Source organism: Shimia thalassica (genome assembly GCF_001458215.1).
Lineage (GTDB): Bacteria > Pseudomonadota > Alphaproteobacteria > Rhodobacterales > Rhodobacteraceae > Shimia > Shimia thalassica.
In genome coordinates this window covers 38715-65670 of sequence record NZ_CYTW01000006.1, presented here as the reverse complement: position 1 = coordinate 65670, position 26956 = coordinate 38715, and the positions used below count along the sequence as shown (strand labels likewise).

Below are 26956 nucleotides of genomic sequence, written 5' to 3'. Positions count from 1 at the left end.
ATCAGAGTGGATCTAACTCACGTCCAGAGACCTCTTCGCCGGTTGTCCCAATTGACGCCCTTACCTGCCCCAAAAGTTCTCTTGCGAGGGCGCTTTGTTGTAACAACGAGCGGCTTTGTTCAAGGATCGTTGCGCGTCCCTGCTGGGGCTGTTCAGGTTCTTGAGCAGCGAGGGCAACAGCAGCTTGAAACCCAGTGCCAGTCGAATTTTCCAAGGACGCCCAGTTCTTTGCCTGCCATGCTTCTTTGGTGGCACTTCCCCGATCACCAAGATCTTCGTACAAGATTTCTGCCTCACCATGATTTCCCGTCGCTGAAAATGCCAAAGCTCGAAGCTTATTAGCCTCTTCTCCCTCGACACTCAGAAGTTCGGCAGCTGCGAGATACGGCTTGCGTTCGATCAATGCGGCCTTGGCACGCAACAGCCTGATTTCGTCATCAACATAGTGAAGAGAAAAAGCGCCTAGAATCTTCAGGGCTTCGCTTGAAAATCCTTCATCGATAAACCGCGAGGCCAAACGCTTGAGTGCGTCTTTGGTCAATGGCTCGCTCGTCACCTCATACCGGGTCGCCAGCGCGAGAAAATCAAGCCGGTCTCCATTCTCGGATAGCGATACAAACGCTTTGGATAAAAATTTGTCTCGAAAAGACGGATCTTGTTCGGAGCGACTTTCATCAATCGTCAAAAATGCCTTCTCAAAATCACCGGCCAATAAATACGCATGTATTTGAGTTTCTTTGGTTTTCATGGCTTGGGGTGTGTTTCGATGCTCGGTTGCAAAAGCACTGGCCAAATCCAAGGTTTCGATGTCTGGTCGAGATTTTTGATTTTCGAGAATTTCCATTTTAGTTGCCAGAACCTCAGGATTTATTTCGTTTTCTGTCTCCAGAATTTCATCAATAATTTCTTCCGCTTCCTTTACCTCTTCTCGGGCTATCAAAATCGATGCCTCTCCCAATTTGTGTTCTGTAGAGGGCATTTCACTACCACGACTGCTCAACGACAAAAGCTGGGCCGCCGTTTCGATTTCTCCGAGATCAAGCAAACGGTTGGCCACCTTAGGCCCCAAATAGGTTCGCATATGTAGCGGCATAGCACTCACCGACAAAAGCACTGCCTGATAGTCGTTGTCGTTCAGTTGCTGATTGGAGTTCGATAACAAACTCCACAGGATCGCCGCTCCGCTGCACCCTGACTGGTTTTCGAATAAGTTTTGATTTCTTGGACTTTGCCCGTCCATGATGCGCGCGAGGTCCATTAAGACATCAGTTTCACGAGAACTTGGCAGGCTTTGTAACAAGCGGTGCGCTTCAGCGCCAAAAGAAAAATGTAAATACAGCTTTGTTAGCAGTTTTGCCGCGTCAATATTTGGTCGGTCAAACTCATCAAATAAGGCTCTTCGAGCATTTCCAATTCCCTGTCCAAAGGACGTATCGGTCTCCCAGGTTGAAAAATCAACGAGCGTTGCATCTAAACAAACAATGGCTTCGCCCGGCATCAACGTTTGTAGATCCTGGCTAAATCCATTTTGTATTGCATCGTTGGTCACTCTAATCTGCGTTAGACTTGAAGCCTCAACCGCAACACTCGGCTTCACTTTTGGTCGTTCTATAAGTGTTACTGCAGGCGCGGTATCACTGCTCGTGGTAAGAGCAATTTGAAGCTCTCCTCGGCTTGCCGCTTTGGCAATTTTTTCGACAAGCGCTGTTTGCGAAAGACTTTGGTTTCGATCCGTATTCAAATGTGGAGTAATTGATAAAACTTCTTGTTTGAGGCTATCGGCGGCTAGGGTATCTTTTTGAGACTGTTTTGCCGCCTGAAGCTGGTTCAGCAATCGCAACGAGGAATTTGCCGTCGCTAGAGACAAAGGCGCCGTCAAACGCAGCCTTTCCTTTTCTGTTTTCTCAATTGATTTGATATCGATGACGATGAACCTGCCGTCGTACTTTTTGGCGATGGCTTCACATTCACATCCCAATTCGAACTCTAGACTTTCAGGTGAACTACCTGGGTTTAAAGACGTAAGGCGACTTCGTGGAATGCGGTCAAACACAGTCGAAATTTCGAATGTTGGATCTGGCTCATTAACTTTGAGGACATAGTTTGCACCCTTCGGTAAAAAGCTCCAGCTGGTGCTGGCCTTGGGCAAGGTAACCACAATTCTGGTAAAGTCCGCGTGTTCTCCAGATTTCACAACAATTTCTGACGCAGACACCGTTGGGGCCAGAGACAAGAGAAACACGATCAATCCGGCAAACAATCTCATGCGGCTTCTTTCTTGACGGCCTTCAGGGCGTCTTCCAGATCGGCAAATTTTGGTCGGCAATGCGCAGGAGTGTTTTGCCGACCGACTTCGATGCAAATATTCGCAGCATGACTATGCAAATTTGCCACCAGAACTTCGCGTATCAGTTGGTAAAAATGACTATCTTCCTCAACAACCGCGCGAACTTTGGAAGCAAAAGGCCCGACCAGTCCGTATGCAAGAAAGACGCCGAGAAAGGTTCCCACCAACGCCCCACCGATCATCTTTCCCAAGATTTCCGGAGGCTGGTCAATTGATCCCATTGTTTTGATGACACCAAGAACCGCAGCCACGATGCCAAGCGCGGGCAAGCCATCTGCAACGGTTTGAAGAGCATGGCTGGAGTGCATCGCATTCTGCAGATTCGTCTCCATACGTTTTTCCAGAACCTCTTCAACCTGGAGAGGGTCGTCGTAATTCATCGATGCCGACCGCAGCGTATCAGCAATCAGCGCGATTGCTTCGGAATCTTCCAGTATTTTTGGGTATTTACTAAATATCTTGGAACTTTCCGGCTCCTCGATTTCCTGCTCAATCGCGACCGGGTTTTGTTTTGCCAGCCGGATCAGTTCGTACAAAAGGCATAGCAAGTCTTTGTAGTCTTCCGGTTTCCACTTCGGACCTTTGAACACCTTTCCGATATCTTTTGCAGTGTGTTTGATGGCATGCATATCGTTGCTGATCAAAAAGGCGCCAATTGCAGCCCCGCCGATCATCATCATTTCAAACGGAAGTGATTTGAGAATAATTGCGAACTTACCGCCGGCAGCCAGATACCCTCCAAAAACCATCACAAAGATAGTTACTATACCGATGAGTCCAATCACATTTCTCTCCTGCCTAATGACGACTCGAACGTGAAAAATTTTCCAAGAGGCCGAAACGCATGGCTGGTCCAAATGAAAAACTGTTCTTTTTCACTTTCCCATCAAGCAATTAAGAAATTCTGAGCAGCCTCATTTGTTTTTGGGTGCATTCGCGTTGCGGCCTGCAAGGACCACACTGACGGTATAGGCAACCTGCGGGGACAATCCCGCCATAATGCCAGCGGCCGCTTCCGGTCGCATTCTTCCGAGAAACCCGGCGGCGAATTCAGGCGCCATTTCTTCAAACAAAGCTGCTGCTTCTTTGGGCTTCATTGTTTCATAAACTTCGGTCAGCCGGCTAATGTCCTTTTCAGCCGCAGTTGAGGCATAGGCCACCATCTCTCGCAAACTATCTTCGGCGCGCTTCAGTTCTTCCAGTTTTGCGTCAATTTTTTCGTCTGCCAGCGATATCGCAACCGAACGCATGTTGATGGCTTCCTCTTGTTGACGAAGAGCCGTGTCACGCTGTGCAAACATGTCGAGCATCTTTTCGAGATCTTCACGCGTTTCGCAACTTTGGAGTTGCTGACCGGACAGTTCAGGTGCCTCTTCCAAAGGTGCTTCACGCGCAAAGGCTTGTCCGGCTTCAGTTCCAATTCTGATAGCTGCGGAGGCAAACAAGAAAACCGCAACCAAAGACAGGCTTCCGCGTCTTTTTCGAAGCTTTTTCTGCGCGGAAGCCTTGGTCATTCTCCTGCTCCAACTTCCGGGGCAAAATGGCGAACGAAAACTGCTTCTTGACGCGGATCCAACTCAACAGCCTGCTCTTTCTGTTGGGGCAAATCATGCATCGACGCAACAAGAAGCTCCAACTTCTTGGCCGATGCATCCGCACGCTGTGTCAAATCTGACAATTTCTCAGCGGACAGATTCGCCGCTTGTTGTCCCGATTCAAGCGCTTTGGTCAAATCATCCACCTGAGCGGACAAAACTGCGACCGCGCCTCCGACGCCAGTTTCCAGATTGTTAAATCGCGCAAGACGACGACCAAGCACGAGACAATATACCCCCGCTCCGATAGCGCCAGCAATCAAGAGAGCATCAGCAATCAGTTCCATTGACTCACCTTCATTTCAATACGAATTCCATGACCAGCAAATCGTTCACACGCCCCGGGCCGACCACGATTTGCACCCTTCGCAACATCTGTGCCCGCAAATTCATGAGGGCGGCGGGCTGTTCGATGTCAGATGCCTCCAATGCACGAAGGTAGTTGTTCAAAACATCCACAATACGCGGCAGTAGATGGATCACGTCCTGCTCATGAGCAGGCACGACTTCGAGCTGTGCGCGAAAACGCAGGTGGCGGTTGATTGCGTTTGGACCAAGAGAAACAACAAGCGGGTCGATGGGCACAAACGCCACATCTGGCATTGGCGCTGCCTCGACTTGTGCTTCCACCTTGGCGCTTTTTGTCTCATCACCGAACAGCAGGTCCGAATACATTGCGTAAAACGCCCCTCCGCCGCCGAGGACTGCCAGAAATAACCCCAGATACAGGGGACGTTTAGATCCACGAGCGGGTTCCAAATTTTCAGGTTCAGTTGTGGTCGCCATTTCCAGATCCGTTTCTTCGACAAACCCATATTTGCATTTACTCACTAACCGATTGTTAAGCCTGATCAGGGAATGTTGCCGGGCAGTCGATTTTGGCAGCTTTCGGAGGGAAACGTGCAGCAGCTACTTACACTCTGGTCTTCTTTGGATCTTCGGCGACGTGTGTTGCTTGGGGCTGTTTCCGCGATGATCGTGACAGCGATTGTTGCCGCTGTATCGATCGCAAGTGCCCCCAATATGGCCCTGCTTTATGGCGGGCTGGAGGGAAGGCCCGCAGGCGAAGTGGTAAGCGCCCTTGAACAGCGCGGTATCTCTTATGACGTTCGCGGCGACGGTATCTATGTTCCGATTGAAACCAGGGACGAACTACGCATGACTCTGGCGAGCGAAGGCCTCCCCTCTAACAATGGCCAAGGGTACGAACTGCTTGATTCGCTTTCGGGATTTGGCACCACGTCACAAATGTTCGATGCTGCGTATTGGCGTGCCAAAGAGGGTGAGTTGGCGCGCACAATTCTCGCCAGCTCACAAATCTCTTCCGCGCGCGTGCACATTTCAAACACTGGCAAGACCCCGTTTCAAAGAACCTTGAAACCGACGGCATCTGTCTCTGTTGTTGCGACGATGGGTGCAATCGATCCGAATTATGCCCGCGCGCTTCGCTTTCTGATCGCATCGGCCGTTTCGGGCATGTCCCCTGAAGACGTCACCGTAATAGACAGTCAACTTGGCATTATTGGCGGATCAGATGCAGCTCATGCGGACAATGGCGCATTCGACAAATCCCAGACCCTGAAAGAAAGCATTCAACGCCTTCTCGAAGCCCGCGTGGGCGTTGGAAATGCGGTGGTCGAGGTGACCGTCGATACGGCCATGGAAACTGAAACCATCCACGAACGCATCTTTGATCCTTCCAGCAGAGTAGCGATCAGCACAGACTCAGAAGAGCGAAGCACAAACTCACAAAACACCGGGCGACAGGCGGTCACTGTTGCATCAAACCTTCCAGATGGAGATGCGGCAGGGGATGAAAGTTCGACCAATCAGGACAGTGAAACCCGTGAACGCATTAACTATGAGGTTTCAGAAACACAAAGGGAACTGGTTCGAAACCCCGGAGCAATCCGGAAGATTTCCGTGGCTGTCCTCGTCAATGAAGCACAATCTATTGGACCTGAGGGCGAAGTGATCATCGCTCAGCGGGCGCCGGAAGAACTCGACGCGATGCGGGAACTCGTAGAATCTGCGATTGGATTTGATGCCGAAAGGGGGGATGTCGTAACCCTCAAATCCCTTCCATTCCAAGGGCATTCCCAAACAGCCACGGTGTCGAAAAGCGCGTTTTGGGGATGGGGGAAACTCGATACAAACTCACTGGCCCAGATTTCAGTATTGGGTTTTATCACTTTGCTCTTGGGCATTTTTGTTCTCAAGCCAATCCTCTCGCAGCGCCCCCAAGACTCGCCTTCTGCTACGCCGTTGCTGTCGCGAAACGCGGAAGAGCCTCAAGAGAAAATTGAGATCGCGCGTCAAACATCTCTTCCTCAAGAAGTGTCTCAGGGAGAGGTTCTTACGAACGATGACTATTCTACCCCTGCCACAGCACAGATTTCGCAAATCACCGACCCTACTCACACTCCCGTCGAGAGGCTGCGCGCCCTGATCGCAGACCGACAGGAGGAAACCGTTGAGATTTTGCGAAGCTGGATGAATGAACGTGAGGAAACCAATTGAAAACAATTGCGAACCTGCTTGAAAACTTTTGTGTAGAACAGCCCACCCCATCAGATCAGGACGATCCCGCAAGTGCTCGGGACGACGAATTGCTGGATTCTTTCGAGCAGGGCTACAAAGCTGGTTGGGAAGATGCCATTCGTGCAAAAGCCGAAGAAAAAGCGCACGTCTCAGCAGCTTTGGCGGGCAACCTGCAAGAGCTGACCTTTACATACCATGATGCCAAAACATCTATTCTGGCAGATCTGGGTCCGGTTCTAGATGCCGTTGTGCGAACCCTTTTGCCTAAGGTTGCCTATCGCTCGATGGGCGAACGGCTAGTCGAACAGTTGTTGCTGCTTGCCGAGACCAACAGCAACAAAGATGTGAGAATCTCAGTTGCCTCCACAGAAGTGGTGGCGGTTTCAGAGTTGCTTCCTGAAAACCTCGCTTTCCCAGTCCTTGTTACAGGAGACGCTTCGTTGAGTCCGGGTCAAGCCCACATAAACTTTTCCGGCCGAGAGCAGCAAATCGATCTGGATGAACTGTTGGCCGAGCTTGAGAAATCCATCGAAGCATTCGACGTACACACACGCCATAAAACGAAGAAGGGCAGCCAATGAGCCATGAAACCCCGAACCTGTTTAGCACTGTTCCCATTGAAGTTACTGTTTCGGTTGGCAAGGCGCGGCCATCAATCGGAGACTTACTCGACCTCAAAACAAACGCCGTTCTCAATCTCGACAGGAAAGTAGATGACCCCGTCGAGCTTTACATCGGAGAACGTTTGATTGCCAAAGGGCAGTTGGAAGAATTGGACGGGCCGAACGAGGGACAACTCGCCGTTCGCTTGACTGAAATCTCGAATCTTCCAAACGGAATCGAATGATGAAGAACGGCACTCTTTTCATTCTGTTGCTTGCGTGCTTTTTCGTCTGCGGTCCAAATGAAGGCATCGCCCAAAGCATATCGATCTCGATGGGTGAAGAAGGGTCCATTGCCAAAACCAGTATTCAACTATTTTTGTTGATCACCTTGCTTAGCCTCGCGCCCGGCATTGCAATCATGCTAACGTGCTTTCCGTTTATCTTAACCGTTCTGTCAATTTTACGTCAGGCCATCGGGCTACAGCAATCACCTCCAAACATGCTAATCGTGAGCCTGTCACTTTTCTTAACGTATTTTGTAATGGAGCCGGTTTTCAGCTCAGCTTGGGCAACGGGCGTCACGCCTTTTCTTGATGATGCCATTTCTCAGGATGTTGCGATTGAACGTGTATTGCAGCCGTTTCAGGCATTCATGTCTTCACGCGTCGACCAGGTTACTTTGCTGAACATGGCCAGCTTACGCGTAGACACCGTCTCGGCAGAAATCGTCTCGGACCCTCCTTTGTCTGTGCTGCTTCCGAGCTTCATGATTTCAGAGGTGTCACGTGCGTTTCAGATCGGTTTCATCCTGTTTTTGCCATTTCTGGTTATTGACCTCGTAGTCGCCGCCATTCTCATGTCCATGGGGATGATGATGGTCCCACCAGCGATCGTTTCTCTGCCGTTCAAACTTGGTTTTTTTGTTTTGGCAGATGGCTGGAGCCTCGTAGCGGGAAGCCTGGTCAGAGGATACTTCTGAGTTCGCTTTCTAAGCGTGCTAGCATCGACTGCTTTCAGCACGTACTCTCACCAACGAGGGTTTTCCCTCGGACTCATTCCCCTCTAAATCACCAACAATGCGCGCCCCTCGGTTACGAACAACCCCGGGATGGCCTTCATGTAGGGCCTTTCCCAAAACTTATCTCACTACAAACTCTGCGTGCAGTGCGCCGGCTGCCTTAATTGTTTTGAGAATGTCGATCATATCTCTCGGAGGGACGCCAAGCGCATTCAACCCGTGAATAACTTCGCTCAGAGATGTGGACCCTGAAATTTCTGCAAGCCCGGTACCTTCTTCTTCATCCAGCTCGGCGGTAGATCTGGGCACCACCACTGTTTGCCCATCAGAAAACGGGTTCGGCTGAACCGCCAGTGGTTTTTCCTGAATCCGCAATGTTAAGTTCCCTTGCGCGACGGCCACGCGCGATATGCGAACATCTTCTCCCATGACGATTGTTCCGGACCGTTGATCGACAACCACGCGCGCCTTTCGTTCTGGTTCGACATAAATGTTTTCGATGCGGCCCAGAGCATGTGCCACCGAAGCCATTCCGGAGGCTTCCAGATTGAGCCTTACTGTCCCGGGATCTGTCATCAAAGCAATGCGTCGACCGAAGTTGCTGTTGATCGCACCTTCAATTCTTGCTGCAGTCGTAAAATCGGGTTCTCTCAACGCAATTCGCAAAACACTCAGGTTTTCAAATGTAAAATCGACTTCTCGTTCGACCCGCCCCCCGGCCGGTATTGAACCTGATGTCGGAACGCCTTTAACAACTGTTGCAGCATCACCTTCGGCCGAGACCCCTCCTGCGATTATGGTGCCTTGAGCGACGGCATAAATCTGGCCATCTGCGGCGTTCAGGGGCGTCATGATAAGCGTTCCACCCAAAAGGCTTTTTGCATCGCCGATTGCGGAAACCGTCACATCTATTTTCCCGCCCGCGCGCGCAAAGGCCGGAAGTGTTGCCGTCACAAAAACCGCAGCCACATTTTTCGGTCGAAACTGTTCGCCAGTAACATTTACGCCCAACCGTTCGAGGATGTTCGACATCATCTCTTCGGTGAACGGTGCATTTCTTAGTCCATCCCCGGTTCCATTCAGCCCCACCACGAGACCGTATCCAACAAGATCGTTCCCGCGCACGCCGTCAATTTCAACCAGATCCTTGATGCGTATACGATCTGCGGCTGCGTAGGGCACGCAAATGCAGAGTTGTGCGACAAAAACCAGTACGCCCGTTACCAACCACTTCATGAGAGATAATCCATCAGTGACATCTGGTTGAGACGCGCAGTCACAAGATAAATACCTTCCATCTGGGTACTCACATTTTCGAGTCTGGTTGCTGTCTCGAAAGGATCCACAGATAACAAATCTGCTATCGCACTTTCGGTTGCCAAACGACCTGCTTCATTTGTAGCGATCGCTGTTTCCAGGTATTCTTGCGACACGCCAAGCTGTGCTTGCATATCAATCAATGTGTTACGAGAATCTGCGAGTTCAGGAAGCATCGTCTCGAAAATCTGTGTCTTATCAGCATCCGAAAACCCAAATGCCGGGTCCGCGACCAAGGCAATCGCAGCAAAGTCTCGAAGGACTTTTCTTATTCCACTTTGATCGGCCTTTAAATCGAACCCAACCGAGACGTCATCCCCCACATTCACCGGTTCAGAGAAGTTATCGGAACCTAAATAGGCGACTGTTTCAAACCCACCACCCGGAGCAGAAAACCAATCATCCAGACTTTGGATATACTCAGCCGGCGTTGCCACTGCTTCGATCTGTTCTCGAACGGCGGTTAGAATTTCATCAGATGGTGCAAGCACGGGCTGGTCAAACTGCGCGCCACCGAACACTGACCGACCTGCCGTGTTTGAATTCAATGCCGATACAGCACCTTGAAAGGCTTGCAGTCCTTCTGCAGCGATTGCATTCACCGCAATGTTAGTCCCTGTTTCTGACAAAAGAGGCAGTTTTTCCGCCAAGTTGGAACTGAACGAATACAACGTTGAAAGCGCGCCACCCGCAGTATCGAGAGCAAGCTTTGTCTCCGCCGCGACCAAACGATAACTCTCAAGCCTTTTCAAAGAATGCTGTAGGTCGGCAATGGCGTTGAAATCTCCAGAAAGAAATCTGGCTTTATCAGATGTTTGCCCGGTTGCAACTTCTTGAGACAGTTCAACAAGTTCAGATTTCAAGGAAGAGGTTTGAGCGCGCAGAACAAAGCGCTGCGTCAGGTTTCCAATACTTTGCATAACTGTTTCACATCCTTAGCAAGGTGTTCATGAGGTCGTCGATCGTTTGAATGACACGCGCGTTTGCGGCAAATGACTGTTCAATCAGCAACAGGTTTTGCATTTCGACATCTGTATCCACGCCGTCCGCCAGCTCGTTTTCTTTGAGTTGGGCAAAGCGAGCGGATTGGAAACTGTGGCTCTCTTCAAGCCGCAATCGATCCGAGGCCACATGAGTTTCAAATGCACTCCCCATTTCAAACAGTGATTGCCCTAACCCAGAAGGCAAGGTGGACGCCTCATTTAGGGCCTCTTTCATCTTGGAGAGGAGCGAGTTGTCCCCCACATCACCATTGAATTCCGCCCCGAGGCCGCTGCGAAGACGCGATACGTCAAATGCGCCTTCATGAGAAATTAGATCATTGATCGCGAGACGCCCGGAAAGCCCCACCAACGCATTTTCATCCACCCTCGCACCGTTATCGGTGAATATCGCAGGGTCATCTGGGCCAATGCTTTCATCCAAATCCGGGTTTTGAAAGCGGAGAGACAAATCCAGAACGATAACATCCAGTTGTTCTTGAAAATCCACAGTCAACTCATCGCGGATGGTTAACTGCGCCTCTAACGCGCCACCTGACAGGGACGCCGCTGCGGGGCGATCGTTCATCAGAACTTGCGAGAGCAATCCATTTTCTACTGTCATGTGTGGAACAATCGTCGGCGTGCCCGAAAACGAGAGATCCACCGCTGATCCATCCAAAAGAACCGCCCCCCCGACCGAAACAAGGGCGATCTCACCGAAGTCGCGCTTCATTTGGTGTACCGGAACAATTTCTGAAATATCATCAACAAGCTTTTGCCTCTGGTCAAAGAGAGACGAAGCATCGCGATTGTTCACTTCGGCAGCGATTATCAGCCGGTTCAACTCTTCCACATTTTTGAGGTTATTTTCGAGAGACTCGACCAGACCCGCAACTTGAGCGTCTGCGTCTTGCCTCGCGTCTTGCACGCTTTGCGACATGCCCGAAATCTTGGACACAACCTGTGCTGCGGAATACGCAACATCTTCCAACCGGTTCAAAAGATCGGGCCGGCTGACTGCGGCATCGATGCTGGCTTCAAAATCAGCCAGTCGCGCGGACAGAGAACTCGCATCTGTTGGGTCACCTACTAGCGTTTCCATCCGACTTTGATGGGTCAGCAGGGCGGTGGAGTGCGCTTGTGCTGCACCGGCCAGACGACGCTCAGACAGGGTTTGTTCGTTAACATGCCGCGTCACACCGCTTACGCGAACACCGCCTTGAGTCGAATATGAAGTCGCCTCCAAACTCAGCTCGCGACGGGCGTACCCATCCGTAGATACGTTTGCAACATTTGCAGAAACCAGCTCGGCGCGCTTTGACGAGACCGCCAAACCGCCCAAAGCATTGGAAAGTGCGCTGGATATGCTCATGCCTTATCCTTTCGTTGCCGGTTGAAATTTATCTTTTGATATTCGTGGTTTCTTGCAGCATCTCATCGACCGTCTGGATCACTTTCGCATTCGAACTGTAAGCGCGCTGTGTCTGAATCATGTCGGTGAGTTCGCCGGCGACATCAGTGGCAGATTCTTCCCTAGCATAGGCAACAACGTCACCTGTTGGACCGTCTCCTGCATCCCACAAGAAGAAAGAACCGCTCTCGGGAGAGGGCGAATAGGTCTGGTGATCCATCGCAACCATTCCGTTCGGGTTCGGAAGGTCAACCAGAGGGACCTGGAAAATGGCTCTGGTTATTCCGGTATCGAAGAAGGCATGCACGATGCCATTTGAATCCACCTCTACCGAGGTCATATTCCCGACAGGTGATCCATCTTTGGAAATCTGAAGCGGCGCAAAAGAATCCGACAACTGCGTCAACCCATCACTGGCACCGAGTTGACCGATATTGATCTCCATCGGCCCACCCGCGACATCCACAATCACAGACCCAGAAGTGGGATCATACGTTCCCCCGGAAATCGCGGAGACAGATGACAGAGTGCCTCCGGAACTGCGAGAGTCGTCGAAGGTCAATGTGTATTCTCCGACGATGCTGTCATCAGAGGCCGTATCGCGAATGCGCAGGGTCCATTCATTCGAAGACCCGGACGCTGGAATGGTTGGCACAAACTCCATCAACAGATTTTCTGACGTGCCCAGATTGTCGTAGTATTCAACAGAAAGCTCTTGTGAGTCTCCTGATGCGCCTGCTTCGGTACTCGTCGCGGGCAGGTTCACGCCAAGAGACATATGTGTTGTCGGCTCTCCAGTAAGCTGGTTTACATTGATCCGTACAGGTTCAAGGCCATCGCTCGTGTCACGGGGATAGGTTGGAACCGTCCCGTCAGCATTCGCAGGCCACCCCAAAAGCACCAAACCGCTTTCTGTGGTCAGGTACCCATCCGCGTTCGTGCGAAATGACCCCGTCGTCGCAAGCAACATCTGGGCGTCACCATTGTTCACGGCCATTTCCGAAACATTGGCCACAGGCAACATGCCACGCCCCCGAACGGCAAGATCGGTGGGGTTGGTCGTGGTCACCAGAGCCCCGTTTTCATCGATGATACGCTGATTGGTCGAACGCACACCACCCGCGGTGTAGGACCCGCCAGCAGAAGAAATAACCATGGAATGGAAATCGGTCTCTATCCGTTTATAGCCATATGTGGCCGAGTTCGCGATGTTGTCCGAAATCGACGCCAACCTGCTGGCATTCGCCGCGAGGCCTGCCACTCCGGCATTCAGAGAAGAGGAAATAGTCATGGATACGCCTTTCTGCTGCATCAGGTTTTGCTGAAACAACAAATAGGTCGTGGCCGCTTAACAGGCCGCTAACATCTAAAATCTTACCGAGTTTTACGTCACTGGCTTCGCAACAGGATCACCTCTAGCCGGTTATTTCGCACGCCAAGAGGATCAGGATCCTTCAGCTCGCGATCGGCATGACCTGTGACCCGCAACAGGCGATCCGGCGCTACTCCATAGGTTTGTAACAACATTCTTGCCCGATCAGCCCGTTTGGCAGACAAGGGCCAGGCTGATTTCTGAGCACGCACAACAGGCTCTGAAGACACATGTCCCTCAACCGCAATACCGTTTTGAACAATAAGAGAGGCCTGCGCGACGTGACGCAGCATATCAACGAGCAATCTGGTGGGCTTTTCGGTGCCGGCCAGAAACAAGGGATGCCCTTCAAGCGCAAAGATTTCAATCACCAAACCTTCGTCGGTCAGCCGGGATGTTACGTGTTTTAGGGCGTTGTTCATAGAAATGCTTTCGCCCCCACCACCGATCAACATATCTTTGACTTTGCCGAACGACTTTTTGTCGACGTCGCTTAGTGGATCACTCTGGCGCTTGCTGCCGGGGTGCCCATTCTGGTTTCCGTCAACGGGCAATCCCCCAATACCGTTTCGTGCCAGCGTTTTTTGCGCAAACACATTATCGCCGCCGAACATGCCATCTCCACCACCAGAAACGCGGTTGATTTGTACGGTCGGACTAAAATAGTCGGCGATCCCTTTTCTCTGTTTTTCTGTTGTCGCATTCAACAGCCACATCAACATGAAAAAGGCCATCATTGCCGTCACAAAGTCGGCGTAGGCGACCTTCCACGCACCGCCATGATGCCCGTCACCTTTGATAACCTTTTTTCGTTTAATGATGACTGGCGCGACATTCGTCGGCACACCCATTTCACCACCTTTTACTCACCCACATTCAGAGTTAGGTCGCAATGATTATGAAAATGCTAACACGAATGGATCAAAAGGCTGGTGCGGGACCTTTGTCATTTCAGTTTTTTGGAAAATCCTTGCCATCCATATCGTATTCCGCAAGGCCAAGCACAGTTCCTATGGCCAAGTCACAGGAAGTAAATTAGGCTGCTCGAAAAAATTGGTTCGGCGCTGTACGACGCCGCAAAGCTTTGGGCTTATGGCTGATATGAAAACAGGCGATTTGAGCAGTCTAGCACGTGCACTGTCAGGTATTGTTTTGACGGGTTTTCTGGCCTGTGCCAGCCTTCCCGCCTCTGCATTTGAACTGATCTGGACGGGCGACGTATCCGACGACATGCAAAAGGCGCTCAAAAACGCGTCTTTGCTAGAAGCCGCCCAACGCGATGAAGTCACAGATGTTCAGGAAATCATTGCCAACGCACAAGCCGAATACCGCCGGATGGTTTCCGTTCTTTATGCGCAAGGGTTCTTTGGCCCCAAAGTGCACGTTTACATAGACGGGCGAGAGGCCGCGACGCTTCCACCTTTTCAGCGTATCAATACCATCTCCAAGATTCAGGTCGATGTTACATCGGGCGACGCTTTTACATTTGGTCGTGCAGAAGTGACCCCGCTGGCACCGGAAACCGCCATTCCCGAAGGGTTCGCCCGCGGTGAACCTGCAAGAACATCCGTCATCACCAGTGCCACAACAGAAGCATACAAAGCCTGGCGGTCGGCAGGGCACGCCAAGGTCCAGGTGACAAGTCAGGATCTGGTTGCCAATCACAAGGACGACACGCTTGACGTGAAAATCGGGATGAACCCCGGCCCATTGCTGCGTTTTGGCGATCTTACGATCAGCACAGAAAGCTATGTCCGCGAGGGGCGCCTGCGTGAAATCATGGACCTACCCTCGGGGGAACAATTCGATCCGGAAGAACTGGAAAGAGGCCGAAAGCGCCTGCATCGCACGGGGGCGTTCCGCTCTGTTACGATTGCCGAGGCAAAAACGGCCAATCCTGATGATACCCTTGATATCGACCTGACCGTTTCGGATGAAAAACGGCGCCGGCTCGCTTTTGAGGCCGAACTCGAGTCCCGGGATGGTCTGAGCCTTTCGACCTACTGGATCCACCGAAATGTATTTGGTGGTGCAGAGCGGCTTCGTATCGAAGGAGAAGTCGCAGGGATCGGGGCGCAAACAGGTGGCATTGACTACTCTCTGAGCGCGGAACTGATCCGGCCCGCAACCTTCAATTCAGACAGCGAAGTTGCGTTCCGCCTTGAGGCCAGCCAGGTCGATGACCCTCTCTATTTCCTTAACCAGATCGAAGGCGCGCTGACATTCACGCGCGTTTATTCGGATGAGTTTCAGTTCTCAGCCGGCATTTTGTTCCAGCGCAGCAACGTAAAAGACGATTTCGGTGATCGTCAGTTCGCAACCGTCGGCTTACCGGCCTCGGTCACTTGGGATCAGCGAAATCACCCTCTTGATGCGACCAAAGGGTATTACCTGAAGGGCAGTGTCATGCCCTTTACCGATTTCAAAAGCGGCGAGCCAGGCACATATCTGCAAGGCGACGTGCGTGGTTTTGTGACACCCGGCGACTTTGGTTTGACGTTTGCGGGCAGGTTCCAGTTTGGGTCTATTATTGGACCATCTCTGGCGGAAACACCTCCGGATATGCTGTTTTATACTGGTGGCGGCGGAACCGTTCGGGGGCAACCGTACCAGTCGAACAATGTCACAAATGGCGGGATAACCAGCGGTGGCTTGTCCTACGCTGCGATTTCTGGCGAAATCCGGTATAAATTCCGACCCGCAATGTCGGCTGTCCTTTTCTATGATGTTGGCTTTGTCGGCGACACCAGCGACTTTCAAGGAAGCGGGAACACGCATTCCGGTGCAGGTATCGGTTTTAGATACCACACCGATTTCGGGCCCATTCGGGTTGATCTTGCCACCCCTGTTTCGGGGAGCACGGGCGATGGCCTGCAGCTTTATATCGGCATAGGGCAGGCGTTTTGATGCGGTGGCTAGCGGTTTCATTCTTTCTTTTGGTGCCCGTTCTTGCGACCGCTCAAAAAGCGGATGAAGACAAAAGCCGGATCACCAAATTTCTGGAAAGCTCCCTTTCTGGCGGCGGACGTGAAGTTGTCATTGACGGGTTCAAAGGCGCGCTCAGTTCTACTGTCACAATGGAAAGCATGACGATTTCCGATGCTGACGGGGTTTGGCTCACGCTGGAAGACGCAGTACTCGATTGGAACCGTGCGGCCATCCTGCGGGGCGACATTCAGGTGAACACCCTGAGCGCATCCAAAATCATTTTGCCACGGCTGCCAAAAACCGAACCCGCGCCAGCAACGCCCGAGGCAACACCTTTTGCATTGCCTGAACTGCCTGTCAGCATCAACATCGGTTCTCTGGAAACCAACTCTCTGTTCCTTGGTGAAGATATCATTGGGACGGATGCCACATTCACAGTCAACGGATCGTTCTCCCTTGCTGACGGGGATGGGGCCGCAGACATGAAGATCAACCGGACAGACGGGTCCGAAGGCATTTTCAATCTCGACGCCGGTTTCGCCAATGCAACACGACTGCTCAAGATCGATCTTTTCGCCAAGGAAGGCGCCAATGGCATCGTTTCGAACCTCGCCAAATTCCCCGACAACCCGTCTCTCGAGTTTTCGGTTAAAGGTGAAGGTGAACTCGAGGACTTTGTGGCCCGTATCAATCTTAAAAGTAACGAAGAAGAGCGTCTGACAGGGCTTGTCGCCCTCAACGTCGTGGCCGACCCGAATTTGCCAACACCTGCCCCCGGTGAACCTTTGGTCGATCCAATGCGCGTGTTCTCGGTCGATCTGCAAGGGGACGTGACGCCCCTGTTTATCCCGCAATACCGTGATTTTTTCGGTGAGAATGTGTCCCTTACATCTGTTGTCAGAAGCAGAGCAAACGGGCGTATCCTTCTGGATCAGTTGCTGTTGCAGACGGCCCATTTCGGAATCAAAGGCGAATTGTCCATTGAACCGGAAGGCATGCCGGACCGCTTCAACTTTGACATCTCGATGGTCTCGCCAGATAAATCGCCGGTATTGCTGCCGTTGCCGGGTGTCGAAACCCGCCTTCAGGAAGCGCGACTTGTGGCGCAATACGACCAGAGCCTTGGCGATTCATGGAGCCTTCGCGGACGCATCAACGGCTTTGAACGTGAAACTCTCAAATTCGCGACCGCCGATTTGGACGGCTCGGGTGAAATTCTTCTGGGCGAACGTCCCAGTGCCACTGCCAAAATCCACGCAGATGTGATGGGCATCGAAACGCCCGACGAAGGTCTTCGGGATGCGTTGGGTGACAGCGTCAATTTTGACACGCAGCTGTCTTGGGAAAAAGGCGGACCACTTTTCGTCAATGCCCTTGAATTGATCGCCAAAGGGATCGAGGCAACCGCAAACGCCAAAGTCACCGAGATGAGCGAAAATATGGCCATCGAGGGCAAAGCAGAAGCGCGCATTGATGAATTGTCCGGCTTTTCCACGTTGGCGGGTCGCACTCTGGACGGGGCCGCGTCTACGACGGTTGCCGGAAACTTTGCCGTGTTGTCCGGCGCGTTCGATGTAACGCTTTCCGCGACTTCTCAAGATCTCAAAATCGGCATTCCCCAAGTGGATGCTCTTGCTCAGGGCGAGAGCCAACTGCTTGTCTCGGCCAAGCGAGACGCAGACGGGGTAACATTGCGGCAAGTCTCGCTCGAGTCCGACAACCTGAATGCCAAGGCCAACGGGACATTGAACAGCAAGGATGGCGCGCTCGACTTTGAAGCGTCTCTTGCGGATACCGCCGCTGTTCTTCCCGATATTTCCGGCGCTGCCTCCGTGAAAGGAAACCTGACGCAAAACGAAGAGGGACTGCTGGCCAAAGTGGACGCAACAGCGCCCGGTGGCACGACACTCTCCGCAACCGTGTCTGATCCCGCCTCGGCAGCACTCGCTGCCAATCTGGAAGCACAGATTGAAGATATCTCGGTATTTGTGCCGTCGCTTCCCGGGTCCGCAACGATCAACGCCGAGGTCAAGGAAGACAACTCGAACTGGCAGGTACTGGCGGATGTGGTCGGATCAGTGGGCTCAAATGCGCATATTGACGGTTCAGTCTCGCAAGACTTTGAAACCGCCGATCTCTCTATCAACGGACGTTTGCCTCTAGCTTTGGCAAACACAGTACTCAGACCAAATGCCGTGCAGGGTGACGCATCGTTTGATCTCAAGCTGAACGGCAAGCCCTCTTTGGAAAGCCTATCGGGAAATGTGACCACCTCGGGCGCGCAATTCGTTCTACCGTCGTTGCAGTTTGCCCTGTCTGACATTGCGACGCGTATCGATATCGAAAACAGCCGCGCCAACATTCAGGTCTCAACAAACGGCAGCTATGGTGGCGACATTCGTGTGAGCGGTGGTGTCGACCTGATTGAGCCATTTACATCAAACATCGATATCGCGCTTAACCGCCTCGTTTACCAAATGGGCACATTGCTCACCACGACCTTGAATGGGCAGGTCGCGATTGGTGGGCCTTTGGCCTCCCGCCCTTCTGTTAACGGTGATATCGGGCTGTATGCCACACAAGTGCGCCTCTCGACCTCTGCCTTGGGGGGCGCCGGTGCCGTGCCCGAAGTCAGCCACCGGAATGAACCCTCGAAAGTGCATCAAACCCGTCAGTTCGCCGACCTCATCAAGGAACCCAAGGCGGCAGGAGAGGCCGCCTCTACCGGGTCTCCGGTTGATCTGAAACTCTCGGTGCGCACCGAAGAACGTGTTGTTGTGGATGGCTTGGGGCTTCATGCCAATTTCGAAGGTGGCTTGGATGTCATCGGAAACAGTTCGGAAATCAAGACCGACGGTGAATTCAATCTGACACGTGGCCGCCTCACCTTTGTGGGAAAACAGTTCGAACTGACCGAAGGTCTGATCCGGCTGGCAGGCAGCTTTGTTCCCGATATTCGCGTTGTTGCCGAAACCACGTCCGGCGACACCGATTTTGAAATCATCGTTTCAGGATCGGCGACAAGCCCGGATCTGGAAATGGTTTCCGATCCCGAGCTTCCGGAAGAAGAAATGCTATCGCATCTTCTGTTTGGCAAGGGCGTCTCGAACATCTCGGCCATTCAGGCTGCGCAGCTGGCTTCGGCAGCGGCAACGTTGTCTGGTGGTGGACAGGGCGCGCTTTTGCGCACCCGTGACTCGGGCGGGCTGGATGATTTCGGTCTGACGACCGACGAAGAGGGCAATGCGGGTCTGCGAGCCGGAAAATACATCAACGAAAATATTTACACCGACATCACGCTCGACAGCAAAGGCGACAGCACCGTTAACCTGAACCTTGATGTCACAGACAGCCTGACGCTCAAAGGCAGCGTGGATTCTGAGTCCGAAACCGGCATCGGTATCTTTTTCAGATACGATTACTAGAGAACAAAAGCGCGGCTGTATGACACCCGCCGCGCGTGCCCTAGTTTGAAACCACGCCTTCGGATTTGTTCATGACGATACCCGCAAGCGGTTTTATCCCTGCGATCAACGCTTCTACACGTTCGATTTCGTCAGTGGTCGAAACCCCTCCGCCGACGACGAGCAGAACCGCGTCCACTTTGGGCAGAAACGCCAAAAGGTCATCGTGGTCCAACGCCGGTGGCAGATCGAACAGCACGATGTTGGGGCAAAACAGATCTTCCATTTCGTCCAGAACATCCATCGTCATCGTAGATTGAAAAAGCTCCGAAGCATTTTCGGCAGGCGCACTTCCAAGACCCAGCCCAAGATTACGACCGTGTGCCAAATAGAAATCCTGTGGATCAATTCGACCTTCCAGATAGCTTTGCATGGATTCAAGCGGCTTGATCCCGAAGGCATCCGCCAACCCAGGATTCCTTAGGTTCAAATCCACCACCATCGTGAACACTTCCTCGAGCCGAGACAGAGACACGGCAAGATTGGCGGTAACAAAGGTTTTGCCGCAGTTGTTGGTAGGGGACGTAATCGCGACCCGCTTCCAATCCTGTTCCTTCATCGTTTGCAGCAAACGGGTGCGCAGCATGTCAAAAGACCGGTTCGCGGCGTGCTTGCGCTTGGCCGTGACAATGCGGTTCTGATCCAGAACATCGAGGTCAAAAGGCACCCGCTGAAGATAGCGCCAGACCTCAAGAGGGTCCTGCACAATCGGAAGGTTTTCCGGTGTGCCCTGTGCGTCTTCGAATTGATCGTCATTCATTGCTGCATCCGCCTTCATGTTCGCCCCCCAGCCTAGCTGATCCGAACACCAATCTAAATCTGTTGTTCAAAACCCGAACAGGTTTGCCTTTGTAATCGCGTCCTCAACGAAACTATCTTCATTGGCCTGCGGTTCCCAACCCAGAACTTGCTTGGGGTGCGCATTGTCGAACTGCGCAAAATGCGCGCGCGACTTCCAATCTGCCAGGGATGGTCGACTGATCCCCTTGCGCCGCAGCACGTTTTTCTTGAGGAAAAACTTAACCCCGTCTGTCAGATAAAACATCGTGAGGTTCCCCGACACAACTTTTATGCGGGCGTTCTGCGCCTTGTGAATTGCGTCAAAATATCCTCTCGCTGACAGCATCGGATCACCAATCAGGTTAAAGGACTGGCCAACGGCGGCATCCGTTTCGGCCATCAAAATCAGCCCTTTCGCAATGTCCGCATTCAGGACAAACGGCAAATTGTGTTTGCCACGTCCCCAGATCCGAACAGCCCCCGCACCATGCCAGCGCCCGATGCCCCAGTGTTGCAAAGGCCCACCTGCACCGACCACAATGCCCGGACGGGCGATGACCAGAGGCAGCCCATGATCCAGATACATTTGGGTCAACTGCGACTCGCATTCGGCCTTTGAACGCGCATAGAGATTGCGATCTGTCATATCTTCGGCAAAGCCCGTCGTTTCGGTGATGACGGCGTTTGGATCAGACATGTCATAGGACGCGATTGTTCCAGTATAGACAAAGCGCTCGACACCAGCGCGTTGGGCGGCTTCGGCAATCGCAACCGTCACTCCGACATCGTTCTTGAGCGCCGCTTCCCACGTCGCATCCAGAGACTTGCCCAGATGATAAACGGTGCGAATTCCCTGCATGGCCCGATCAAGGCTTTCGGGGTCACTCAAGGACGCCGAGAACAGCTCGACATGATCGGAGATATCATCAAATGGGCCGTTTTTTCCACGGCTCAGCACACGCACATCGCGCCCCATCGCAACCAGCTGTCGGGTGAGTTCCCTTCCGATGAAGCCGGTTCCCCCGATCACAAGCACATCAGGCTCGGGTGTGCCTGTCGGCCTTTCAAGCGGCGCTTCTGGCGGGAGCAGATCCAGCGTGTCCTCGATGGCCTGCATGACCTCGATCCCCGCGTCAGGGGCAAAGCGCACATCAAGAGGTTTGTCCTCTCGGATCGCCGTATAAAACGCCTTGAAAGCACCTTGAAAACTGAGAGCGTAGGGGGATTTTCTGTTCAACGACACCAGTTGTTTCGTAAAGTTTGCGAGCCCCACCATGACATGAGAGCCACCATGAGACAGCTGTTTTACAAGCGGATTCAAGACGATATCAGAGGTGTTGTCGAACTGTTTGGTAAGAACATCATTGGCATAGTCAAGCCGCGCCATGCCGCTTGATCCGCGAACGACGACAGAACGGTCATCATAGGTTTCAACCAGAGAGAGGTTCAGCGTTACATCGACATCGCCAGCCCGCGCCAGAATACGCCAGCTCTGCGGGCGGGTGCCGCCTTCGGGCATGGTGATGAACTTGCCCACGTCCAGCGAAATGATGTCCAGCGGCCCAAAAAGATCAACGGCAAAGGCGTATGGGTGAGGCCCCAATTCCAACAGGAGGTTGCAGGTTTCCTGCATCAACCACAGCCCAAAAGGCCCCGACCGCAAGGGTCCCAAAGGAAACTGCCAATTGATTTCTACATTGGCAATGCGCCCCAGCTTCCCGTCGCTGATATCCTTCTTCAGCCGCTGATACCCCGGAATACCCAGAAAATTGTGCCCGAATCCCAGAACCTTACCCGTTTCCTTGGCTGTATCCGCCATTTCTCTGGTGTCGTCGCTCGACAGCGCGACGGGCTTTTCCACAAAGCAATGCACGCCAGCCCGAAGGCAGGCCTGGGTCAGACCTTTGTGAGAATCCGGCGGGGTCAGAACATGCACCGCATCACAGACATTTGCGGCAAGCATTTCGTTCACATCGGTATAGGCCTTGATCCCGCGCGCGTCGGCCATTGCGGTGGCGGCCGAGGCGGATCGATCACAGACGGCAACGAGGTCAACGCCCGAGGTGGCCTTGAGCGCGTCCGCATGCCAATCCGCGATATATCCTGCGCCTATGATCGAGGCCCGTACTCGGTTTTGTTTCAATTTGTACATTTTGAAATCGCCAATGTGTCTATTTGTACTCAATGATATTCATGCTGCGCCCTTTGAAATGACGCCAATAAAACGTCAGCATCCCGCGCAGGTTCGGCACCTTTGACAGCGTCAGGTACACCGCATGCCGCCGCGCCCTTTCCGGCAGCAGGCCGCTTTGGATCAAACCACGTTTTGTGCGCCAGTATGACAGGGCATAAGCTGCGACACCAATCGCCGTGAGCCACAATGACGTGATAAGCCCAACCAGCGCCAAGACAGGCAAAATCGCCCCAAACACCCAAACACGCCGCCGTTCGGGCACAAAGTAGTCGGGATGCAAATGCCCGACCTGAGCGAAGCCGTGTCCACTTCGGATGGCCCGTTGCCACCATTGATCAAAGCGCGTCATGTTCGCGTCATGGCGGGTCATGCTTTCAGGAAGGCGATGCAAACGCCATCCGGCGGCACCGACGCGAATACAAAACTCGTCATCTTCGGCCGCAATCACAGACGGGTTGAACCCTCCGACCATTTCAAAGGCCTGACTACGAACCATCATGTCGCCACCACAGGCCGTGATGTCCCCTGCGGGGCGATGCCATTCAAATTCGCAAAGATCGTTATAGATGCTTGCCGTTGGATAAATCTCGCTGCGCCAGCCAGTGACAATGCCCATGTCGGCATTTTGATCCAGCGCATGACGTGCCTTTTCGATCCAATCGCTGACAACGATGCAATCGCCGTCGATAAACTGGATATAGGTGGGCAGGCCAACACGCCGCAGGGCATCGACACCCGCATTGCGCGCACGGGCCGCAGTAAATGGGACAGACGTATCCAGATCAACAATTGTTGCGCCCGCTTTTCGCGCTTCGGCCACGCTATTGTCGTCTGATCCGCTGTCGACATAGACAACCGAAACGTCCTGATTGGCGAGCGAGGCAAGGCACGCGATCAAACGCGCACCTTCGTTGCGACCAATAACAACAACGCCAACGGTGCCTGTCATGACAAATCTCCGTCATAGGGGCGCAGTCGTTCCGGCGGCGTGTTGGCCAAATATCCTTGGATCAGATCGCTCAGCCATTGGGCTTCGGGGGTATTGCTGAATTCAGAGACCACTTTGCCACGTCCCGCCAGACCCATGGCGCGGGCCGTTTCGGTCGCTGACAAGATTTCGGTGATTGCCTCTTTCAGGCCCGCCTTGTCCCCTGCGGCGACAACACGGCCAGATATGCCGTCTTCAACCAGTTCGGGAATGCCTGCAATGCGGGAGGTGACAACAGGGCGGCGCGCGGCCATTGCTTCCATCAAGACAACGGGCACGCCTTCGGCAAAGCTTGGCAAGACCAGCATGTCAGACTGTTTCAACAGATCCGCAACAGCCTTTTGGGACTGATACCCGAGGAAAGTCACGATGTCAGACAGGCCGAGATCACGGGCGCGGTTTTCAATCGCGGTGCGTTCGGGACCATCACCCGCCAGCGTCAAACGCATCGCCGGAATGTCCTTTCGGATTTCGGACATGACCTCGAGCAGCAAGGGCACGCCTTTGACACCAGCAAGGCGACCGACGAACAAAAGCTCTCCGGTTTCCGGGGCGAGCTCGGCAAAGTCATAGCGGGCGGGATCAACGCCACAGTGCACGATGTGCAGTTTTTCCCAATGCGACGGATCGGAAAAGGCCATCGCCTGCGCCCGGCAGAAATGGCTGATGCAGGCCACGAAGCTTGCGGTTTCGATTTTTTTGTCGAGACGCCAATGATCCGGCGCGAAAAAGATATCGGGTCCATGCAGTGTGAAACTATAGGGGATGCCCGACATTTCAGAGGTCACCATGGCGACCGTGCAGCTCGACTTGGCAATATGGTTGTGCAGGTGGTCGATCCGGTTCTGGTGCAGGTGCCGTGTCAGGACGGCTGCCTCAAGAAAATAGAACAGCTGATACAGAAGCGCCTTCAGACCCGGCGGTGAGGTTCGCAGCGCAAGACCAAGCGCCCGAAAGTACCGTACAGGCCCCGCGACAAGGGCCGCAGCGTGACACCTAATCAGGTGGAACGGGTTCTTGGCCGCAGTCAGAACATGAAACGTTGCCTGCGCTTCGGCGCGTTGTTCCGGCCCGACATGATGGTCCGTGTCGGTGCGTCGGATCGAGCAAGTTTTGACCTCGTGACCCAGCGCGCGCAACGCCGCGACCTCGCGCTGGATAAAGGTATCCGTGGCGCGCGGGTATTCGCCCGTAAGATAGGCGATCCGGCAATGGGTTTCAGGGGCGCTCATGCCTTTGATCCATCGGTGTTTTTGATCGCGTCTGTCATGGCGTCTTCAAACGTGACCATTGTGACGTCTTCAAGGCACATGTGCAGCCGTTTGTTGGAATATTGAACCGCCCCAAAGCGGGCTGCCAATGCCGCGGGCTTCAAAAGGCCGACACGTTGTAATGACGCGGGAAGTGCCTTTGCCAGCGTCAAAAGAGGGAAAAGAGGGATCGGCAGCACCCGTTTCGGCCAACCGCACTTTTGCACGGCTTTCAGATAGCGACGTGCATCTGGCCGGTCGTCGTCGAGAATATTGATCACGCTACACGTCGGGGTGCTGACCTGACAGGACGCAGAAACCAGAGCAGAGGCGCAGGTTTCGATGTGGCAGGTCGGGATATCCGTGGCATTGCCAATACGCAAAAACAGAGGGCCCGTTGATACCCCGAGATGCGCGTTGAACAGCCGGTTTGGCCCCCAGACCGCCCCGACGCGCAAGACGGTCAGGTTCAGACCGGCGTGGGTGCGAAACAGGTTTTCCTGTTCAGACTTGGCACGGCAATATGCGTCACGCTGGTCAAAATGTGTCTCTAATTCAGCGGATTCATCTATTTTTTTGGCACCCTGATACCCATAAATGGCGATTGAGCTGACAAGCACCACACGCGACACAGCCGCTTGAGACATAGCGTCGAGAAGGCCGGAAGAGGCTTGGATCGTGTCACGCATCAACGTGTCGGCATCGCTGCTAAAACTACCGGCGGCGTGGATCACGACATCAACGTTTCTGAGGGCCTTTGCCAACGTGTCGTTGTCAGTCACGAGATCGGCAAAGACAATTTCTGCGCCGGCCAAGGCATCGGGAACCGGTCGTCCCGGGCGCAAAACCGCTTTGACTGTGTGGCCATCCCGCAAGGCGTGTCTGACCGTCGCCTGACCGATGTAGCCTGCGGCACCGGTTACCAAAAGTGTGCGCTTTTCGCCTACTGCGCCCATGGCATAGGCTCGACTGGATCACAGCGGGTTTGCATTTCCTGAGATCCCGCATCATCCCCCGCATTCTGAATGGCGAGGGTGACCTCGTTTACATGCAGGGCCAGTTCAGGAGACATGCGACAGGGCCGCCCCTCGGCGATGGCGTCCAGCATCTCAACCGGTCCAAGCGCAAAGTTCATCGCCGCAGCGCCCCAACGGCCGACCTTGGGGTGTGTTTTCGAGGGTGGCCTGATCCGCCGCGCGAGCGGAACCTCGAGCAGACGACGGCGCAACCGGACCCGCTTGTGAAACTTGACCGGCGCGGCGTTGTCCCAAGCCCGATCTACCTTCAGGACACCGGCATCCCCGATGACCCTGATCTGGTGATCGTGGGGTGCAACGATGGAACAGGTCAGCCGCGCGAGAACGCCACATTCAAAGAACAGCGTCGCGATCGACACATCGGGGGTACCGTTCGACCCCTTGTCAGGCAGCACCTCGGCGCTTGCAGCAACAACACGGCGGATGCTTCCAAAATGACCGATCAGCCAAGTCAAATAATATCCTGCGTGCTCTAGCGTGCATCCCACCTGAAACTCGTCTTCGGAAGGCCACGGCGCGCCGGTTTCGCTTTTCCAATCCTGATAGGGCGCTTGGGGAATGAAACCGTCGTCCAGTTCTGCATAAATAAGTCGCACCGGCCCCGCGACACCATCACGAACGGCCTTGCCCAGCATTTGGGACGCTTGCCCCAGCATGGAACAGGGGGCGGACGCCAGCATCAGACCCTTTGCCTTTGCGGTTTCAACAAGATCCGTCGCCTGTGTCATCTCCATGGCCAGTGGTTTTTCGGAATACACTGAAAATCCGGCGTTCAGGCAGGCCATGCTGACCTCGAAATGTGCGTTTGGATTTGTAAGGTTCAGAATAACGCACCCGCTTGGCAGAGCATCAAAGAACCCCTGCAGGGTTTCATGGGGGCGTAGTTTCCAATGGTTTGTAAACGTCTCGAGCCGGTTCAGGTCGGTGTCATGGACGTGATCAAGAGACACATCTGCATGCTCGGCAAACGACCGCATGTACAGATCGGCAACAAATCCACATCCTATGATCGCGACAGATCTCATTTGCACACTCGTTTGACGTTTATTCATCACAAACTATACGCCACCCCCAATCCAAACCAGTCGGTTATAGGCGACAATGCTGCAATGTGACATAAGAAGGA

22 protein-coding genes are annotated in these 26956 nt (G+C 53.3%); 6 read left to right on the top strand and 16 right to left on the bottom strand.

The features are described 5' to 3' along the window. Window position 1: 1 nt before the first annotated feature. The 5 genes from PH7735_RS18235 to PH7735_RS18215 all read right to left on the bottom strand — a co-directional run bounded on the left by PH7735_RS18235 (window position 2) and on the right by PH7735_RS18215 (window position 4617). Window positions 2–2266: a hypothetical protein gene (locus tag PH7735_RS18235; RefSeq protein ID WP_058312870.1), complete on the bottom strand. Its 2265-nt coding sequence runs from the start codon at window positions 2264–2266 to the stop codon at window positions 2–4. Continuing rightward, window positions 2263–3132: a flagellar motor stator protein MotA gene (gene motA / locus PH7735_RS18230; protein WP_058312869.1), complete on the bottom strand. Its 870-nt coding sequence runs from the start codon at window positions 3130–3132 to the stop codon at window positions 2263–2265. Before motA ends, PH7735_RS18235 begins: the two co-directional genes overlap by 4 nt. Before the next feature lie 129 nt (window positions 3133–3261). Continuing rightward, entirely contained in the window at window positions 3262–3861 is a 600-nt protein-coding gene (locus PH7735_RS18225; RefSeq protein WP_058312868.1) for a MotE family protein, read from the bottom strand. Next, window positions 3858–4229: a hypothetical protein gene (locus PH7735_RS18220; protein WP_058312867.1), complete on the bottom strand. Its 372-nt coding sequence runs from the start codon at window positions 4227–4229 to the stop codon at window positions 3858–3860. Before PH7735_RS18220 ends, PH7735_RS18225 begins: the two co-directional genes overlap by 4 nt. 10 nt (window positions 4230–4239) lie before the next feature. Beyond that, window positions 4240–4617, bottom strand: a complete 378-nt coding sequence (locus PH7735_RS18215) for a flagellar basal body-associated FliL family protein (RefSeq protein ID WP_370737393.1) — start codon at window positions 4615–4617, stop codon at window positions 4240–4242. A 225-nt stretch (window positions 4618–4842) separates the two neighbouring features. On the opposite strand from PH7735_RS18215, the gene fliF reads away from it, so the two are divergent. The 4 genes from fliF to fliP are packed head-to-tail and all read left to right on the top strand — an operon-like array spanning window position 4843 to window position 8067. Then, window positions 4843–6462, top strand: coding sequence for a flagellar basal-body MS-ring/collar protein FliF (gene fliF, locus PH7735_RS18210; RefSeq protein ID WP_058313002.1), 1620 nt, complete (start codon window positions 4843–4845; stop codon window positions 6460–6462). Then, complete coding sequence (locus PH7735_RS18205) at window positions 6459–7064, top strand: FliH/SctL family protein (RefSeq protein ID WP_058312866.1); 606 nt, start codon at window positions 6459–6461, stop codon at window positions 7062–7064. Before fliF ends, PH7735_RS18205 begins: the two co-directional genes overlap by 4 nt. Continuing rightward, complete coding sequence (locus PH7735_RS18200; protein ID WP_058312865.1) at window positions 7061–7330, top strand: FliM/FliN family flagellar motor switch protein; 270 nt, start codon at window positions 7061–7063, stop codon at window positions 7328–7330. The genes PH7735_RS18205 and PH7735_RS18200 overlap by 4 nt, the downstream gene beginning before the upstream one ends. Further along, the gene (fliP, locus tag PH7735_RS18195; protein WP_058312864.1) at window positions 7327–8067 is read left to right on the top strand and encodes a flagellar type III secretion system pore protein FliP; all 741 of its coding nucleotides are present in this window, start codon (window positions 7327–7329) and stop codon (window positions 8065–8067) included. The genes PH7735_RS18200 and fliP overlap by 4 nt, the downstream gene beginning before the upstream one ends. A gap of 159 nt (window positions 8068–8226) precedes the next feature. Here the strand turns inward: fliP and PH7735_RS18190 are convergent, their stop codons facing one another. The 5 genes from PH7735_RS18190 to PH7735_RS18170 form a co-directional block, all read right to left on the bottom strand. Then, on the bottom strand, window positions 8227–9342 hold the full coding sequence (locus PH7735_RS18190; RefSeq protein WP_058312863.1) for a flagellar basal body P-ring protein FlgI: 1116 nt from the start codon (window positions 9340–9342) through the stop codon (window positions 8227–8229). Continuing rightward, a complete protein-coding gene (locus tag PH7735_RS18185; RefSeq protein WP_058312862.1) occupies window positions 9339–10343 on the bottom strand; it encodes a flagellin in 1005 nt (334 codons plus the stop codon). The genes PH7735_RS18190 and PH7735_RS18185 overlap by 4 nt, the downstream gene beginning before the upstream one ends. 7 nt (window positions 10344–10350) lie before the next feature. Beyond that, window positions 10351–11778 carry a flagellar hook-associated protein FlgK gene (gene flgK / locus PH7735_RS18180; RefSeq protein WP_058312861.1) on the bottom strand — a complete coding sequence of 476 codons (1428 nt, stop codon included), beginning with the start codon at window positions 11776–11778 and terminating at the stop codon, window positions 10351–10353. A 28-nt stretch (window positions 11779–11806) separates the two neighbouring features. Next, entirely contained in the window at window positions 11807–13108 is a 1302-nt protein-coding gene (locus PH7735_RS18175; protein ID WP_233488353.1) for a flagellar hook protein FlgE, read from the bottom strand. A gap of 98 nt (window positions 13109–13206) precedes the next feature. Continuing rightward, window positions 13207–14040, bottom strand: a complete 834-nt coding sequence (locus PH7735_RS18170; RefSeq protein WP_058312860.1) for a flagellar motor protein MotB — start codon at window positions 14038–14040, stop codon at window positions 13207–13209. A 241-nt stretch (window positions 14041–14281) separates the two neighbouring features. On the opposite strand from PH7735_RS18170, the gene PH7735_RS18165 reads away from it, so the two are divergent. Together PH7735_RS18165 and PH7735_RS18160 are read left to right on the top strand one after the other, a co-directional pair. After that, entirely contained in the window at window positions 14282–16096 is a 1815-nt protein-coding gene (locus tag PH7735_RS18165) for an autotransporter assembly complex protein TamA (RefSeq protein ID WP_058312859.1), read from the top strand. Next, window positions 16096–19542 (top strand): translocation/assembly module TamB domain-containing protein, encoded by a 3447-nt coding sequence (locus PH7735_RS18160; RefSeq protein WP_058312858.1) that lies wholly within the window; start codon window positions 16096–16098, stop codon window positions 19540–19542. The genes PH7735_RS18165 and PH7735_RS18160 overlap by 1 nt, the downstream gene beginning before the upstream one ends. 40 nt (window positions 19543–19582) lie before the next feature. On the opposite strand, the gene PH7735_RS18155 is transcribed toward PH7735_RS18160, so the two are convergent. The 6 genes from PH7735_RS18155 to PH7735_RS18130 form a co-directional block, all read right to left on the bottom strand. Then, window positions 19583–20341, bottom strand: coding sequence for a CpsD/CapB family tyrosine-protein kinase (locus PH7735_RS18155; protein ID WP_145865373.1), 759 nt, complete (start codon window positions 20339–20341; stop codon window positions 19583–19585). 66 nt (window positions 20342–20407) lie between these two features. Beyond that, complete coding sequence (locus tag PH7735_RS18150; protein WP_058312856.1) at window positions 20408–22513, bottom strand: NAD-dependent epimerase/dehydratase family protein; 2106 nt, start codon at window positions 22511–22513, stop codon at window positions 20408–20410. A gap of 19 nt (window positions 22514–22532) precedes the next feature. Further along, the gene (locus tag PH7735_RS18145; protein ID WP_058312855.1) at window positions 22533–23504 is read right to left on the bottom strand and encodes a glycosyltransferase family 2 protein; all 972 of its coding nucleotides are present in this window, start codon (window positions 23502–23504) and stop codon (window positions 22533–22535) included. After that, entirely contained in the window at window positions 23501–24775 is a 1275-nt protein-coding gene (locus PH7735_RS18140) for a glycosyltransferase (RefSeq protein ID WP_058312854.1), read from the bottom strand. The genes PH7735_RS18145 and PH7735_RS18140 overlap by 4 nt, the downstream gene beginning before the upstream one ends. Further along, window positions 24772–25749: an NAD-dependent epimerase/dehydratase family protein gene (locus PH7735_RS18135; protein WP_058312853.1), complete on the bottom strand. Its 978-nt coding sequence runs from the start codon at window positions 25747–25749 to the stop codon at window positions 24772–24774. Before PH7735_RS18135 ends, PH7735_RS18140 begins: the two co-directional genes overlap by 4 nt. Continuing rightward, a complete protein-coding gene (locus tag PH7735_RS18130) occupies window positions 25737–26855 on the bottom strand; it encodes a Gfo/Idh/MocA family protein (RefSeq protein ID WP_058312852.1) in 1119 nt (372 codons plus the stop codon). Before PH7735_RS18130 ends, PH7735_RS18135 begins: the two co-directional genes overlap by 13 nt. Window positions 26856–26956 lie beyond the last annotated feature (101 nt).